Below are 3,302 nucleotides of genomic sequence, written 5' to 3' on the forward strand. Positions count from 1 at the left end.
GACCGGGTTCCGGTGACCCGGTCAGGGCGGCCGATCAGCACTGCGATCGTGCGGGCCGTCCTCGTCCTGGAAGCGATCGTTGAGAGCGGCCGCCGGTAGATGGTCACCGGAGTCGGCGTGATGTGGGTCGGGTGTCCCGGCGGTAGCGGGGTCCTGCTCGGCGGATGGGTGCGCGGACGGTGACGAACGCGGCGGCCAGGCCGCCGCGTTCGAAACAGCGGGCGGGCCCGATGGTGCGAAGGCGCGTGTCAGCCCGTCGTCCAAGGCCGGAGCTTGTCGGGGTTGAGTACCGCCCAGATGCGCTTGATCCGGTCCCCTGTGACGTCGAACGCCAGCACCGACACGGTGACGCCGTCCAGCCGGGCCACCAGACCGGGCTGACCGTTAACCGTACACTCCAGGATCGTCGCCTTGGGTACCGCACTGGTCCGATCGGCGAAGAAGCGCGCGATCCGCTCGGCGCCTTCGATCGGGCGGAGTTCGGCGCTGACGAGTCCGCCACCGTCGCCGGTCGCCGTGGCGTCGGGGTCGAGGAGGCCGATGAGGGCATCGATGTCCTTGGCCGCCCATGCCTGCTTGAAGGCTCTGACGATGCCGGCCTGCTGGGCCGCCGGAGCCGCCGGAGCCGCGGGAGCCCGCGACGCGCGAATGCGACGGCGGGCCGAGGAGGCCAGCTGGCGGCAGGCCGCCGGGGTACGGCCGACGATCTCGGCCACTTCGGCGAAGGAGTAGCGGAAGACATCGTGCAGGACGAACGCGACCCGCTCGGCCGGGGTCATCGATTCGAGCACGACGAGGAAGGCCATGTTGACCGACTCATCCAGGGTGACCCGGTCGGCCGGATCGGCCGTGGTGCCGCCGCACCGCCCGCTGATCCACTCCGTACGCTCGGGCAGCGGCTCGGGAATCCATTCGCCCACGTAGCTCTCCCGCCGGGCCCGTGCCGAGCCGAGCAGGTCGAGGCAGATGCGACCGGCGACCCTGGTCAGCCAGGCGCCGGGGGATTCGATGCCTTCCTGCTGTTGCCGGGACATGGCGTACCAGCGGGCGTAGGTCTCCTGGACGACATCCTCGGCATCGGCCAGGGAGCCGAGGAGCCGGTAGGCGAGATTGGTCAGCCGGCGCCGCTCGCTCATGATCGCGCTCAGGCCCGGATCGAGCCGGCCGTCTCCTGGCTCGGATGGGGTGGTCACGGTGTCCCCGACTTTCCTTGGTCGCATCTTCCCTCACCGGTTCGACGAGACAGCGCACCGAACTGTGAGGCCGGCGAATCGCCTCACATTCCGGAGGGTTGTGTCGTCGTACCGATGAACCGAACGCGAAGGAAGGAAATCGATCATGGAACCCGTGAACGTCGCGATCATTTACTACAGTGCCACAGGCACCGTGCACGCCTTGGCGCAGGCCGCCGCCGAGGGCGCGGAAAAGGCGGGCGCACACGTGCGACTGCGCAAGGTCGCCGAACTTGCCCCACCGGAGGCGATCAGCGCCAGGCCGGACTGGGCCCAGCACCTCCAGGACACCGCCGACGTCGCCGAGGCCGGCCTCGACGACCTGGACTGGGCCGACGCGGTGCTGTTCGGTACCCCCACCCGCTTCGGCAACCCGGCCGGCCAGCTCAGGGCGTTCATCGACACCACCGGTGGCCTGTGGTACCAAGGCAGGCTCGCGGACAAGGTGTACTCGGCTTTCACCGCTTCCAACACCGCCCACGGCGGACAGGAATCCACCCTCCTGGCGCTGGGGAACACGTTCTACCACTGGGGCGGCATCATCGTGCCCCCCGGCTACACCGACCCCATCCAGTTCCAGTCGGGCAATCCCTACGGCACCTCCCACGTGGCCGGCGATGGCCCACCCAGCGAGGTGGCCTTGCAGGCGGCCCGCTACCAGGCCCGCCGCGTCGTGGACACCGCGGCCTCACTCAAGGCCGGCCGCGCCGCCTGATCCGGCACGGAACACCAGCGGGGCCGGTACGGCACAGACCACAAGGATCCGCCCGGTTACGCTGGCCGGCAAGAGATACCCGTCGTGATGGAGGTTCTGTGCGATATCGGGGACCGCTTCCGAAGCGAGCGATCGGCCGTTTCAACACCTGTGTCCTGACGTTGCGCTCCTCTCCTCGATGGGGCCGGCTGATCAGCGGACACCTCACGGTCGTCACCTATACGGGACGCCGCTCGGGACGCACCTTCAGCACGCCCGTCGCCTTCCGGCGCGCGGCCGACACCGTCACGATCGGTGTCCAGTTCCCCGACGCCAAGATGTGGTGGCGCAACTTCTTGGCCGAGGGTGGTCCGATATCGCTGCAGCTGGATGGGATCGATCGCACCGGGCATGCGATCGCCAGACGTGACGACGCGGGTCGCGTCACCGTCACCGTCCGTCTGGACGGCTGACAAGCCATCCGAGGACCCCGGCCGTCCGGCCGCTTCGCCGGTGCCGATACTGGAACGGTGCTGAGCAGCCAACGCCTGCGGGTGCTTCTGGAGATCTTCAGGACGGGGAGCATCGCGGGAGCCGCCCGTATCCTGCGGCTCTCGCCCTCCGCGGTGTCCCACCAGCTCTCCAAGCTGGAGGAGGAGGCCGGCGTGGGCCTGGTCGAGCGGGGCGCGCAGAGCCTGCGGCTGACCGCGGCCGGGCGGCGGCTCGCGACCCGGGCGCAGGAGGTGCTCGACATCATCGAGGCGGCGGAGAAGGATCTGCTGGCGCAGGCCAGGGCCGACGCCGGGCAACTACGGATCGGTTTCTTCGCCTCCGCGGGATACCGGCTGCTGCCGCTGGCGTTGTCGACCTTCACCGCCCGCCACCCCGCCGTGGAGCTCGACCTGGTGCTCGGCCAGCCGCACGAGCTCCTGCCCGACCTGGAGCGTGGCGCGCTGGACGTCCTGGTCGTCTTCGAGCACGCGCTCGATCCCTGGAAGCCGCCGGAGGGGGTCGAGGTCACCCACCTGTTCGACGAGCCACAGCTTCTGGTCGTGCCGCCGGGCCATCCGGCGGGGCAGCGGCAGCGGGTACGGCTCGCCGACCTGGCCGGCGAGCCGTGGATCACCACGTACGGCACCGACACCCCGGTCTCGGTGCTGGAGCGTGCCAGCGCGCTGGAGGGGTTCAGCCCGATGATCCGTTGCCGTAGCGACCACTACGAGGTCACGCTCGGACTGGTCAGGGCCGGACTGGGGGTGGCGCTGGTGCCCAGCCTCGGCGCCGGCTAAGCCTATGCCGTGAGGGGGCCTTCACGTCACCTTCCGGATGTGGTGTGGACGATCAGGACGTCGCAGCCCGCGCGCTGGGACACGCCG

At 69.9% G+C, this 3,302-nt stretch carries 4 protein-coding genes and 1 pseudogene; 3 read left to right on the plus strand and 2 right to left on the minus strand.

Features of this window, described 5'->3' with window-relative positions; all coding sequences use genetic code 11:
- Positions 1-103: 103 nt before the first annotated feature.
- Positions 104-199 (minus strand): annotated as a pseudogene (locus ABZ260_RS48865) (IS5/IS1182 family transposase); the annotation flags it as partial.
- Between the two features lie 49 nt (positions 200-248).
- On the minus strand, positions 249-1,193 hold the full coding sequence (gene sigJ, locus ABZ260_RS48870) for an RNA polymerase sigma factor SigJ (protein ID WP_355632193.1): 945 nt from the start codon (positions 1,191-1,193) through the stop codon (positions 249-251).
- Positions 1,194-1,338: 145 nt separating this feature from the next.
- Here sigJ and wrbA point away from each other — a divergent pair, with 145 nt between their 5' ends.
- The 3 genes from wrbA to ABZ260_RS48885 all read left to right on the plus strand — a co-directional run bounded on the left by wrbA (position 1,339) and on the right by ABZ260_RS48885 (position 3,215).
- On the plus strand, positions 1,339-1,947 hold the full coding sequence (wrbA, locus tag ABZ260_RS48875; RefSeq protein ID WP_355632196.1) for an NAD(P)H:quinone oxidoreductase: 609 nt from the start codon (positions 1,339-1,341) through the stop codon (positions 1,945-1,947).
- A 98-nt stretch (positions 1,948-2,045) separates the two neighbouring features.
- Positions 2,046-2,399 carry a hypothetical protein gene (locus ABZ260_RS48880; RefSeq protein WP_355632199.1) on the plus strand — a complete coding sequence of 118 codons (354 nt, stop codon included), beginning with the start codon at positions 2,046-2,048 and terminating at the stop codon, positions 2,397-2,399.
- A gap of 57 nt (positions 2,400-2,456) precedes the next feature.
- Complete coding sequence (locus ABZ260_RS48885) at positions 2,457-3,215, plus strand: LysR family transcriptional regulator (protein WP_355632202.1); 759 nt, start codon at positions 2,457-2,459, stop codon at positions 3,213-3,215.
- Positions 3,216-3,302: the final 87 nt, after the last annotated feature.

It is taken from the genome of Streptosporangium sp. NPDC006013 (assembly GCF_040614275.1).
Taxonomy (GTDB): Bacteria; Actinomycetota; Actinomycetes; order Streptosporangiales; family Streptosporangiaceae; genus Streptosporangium.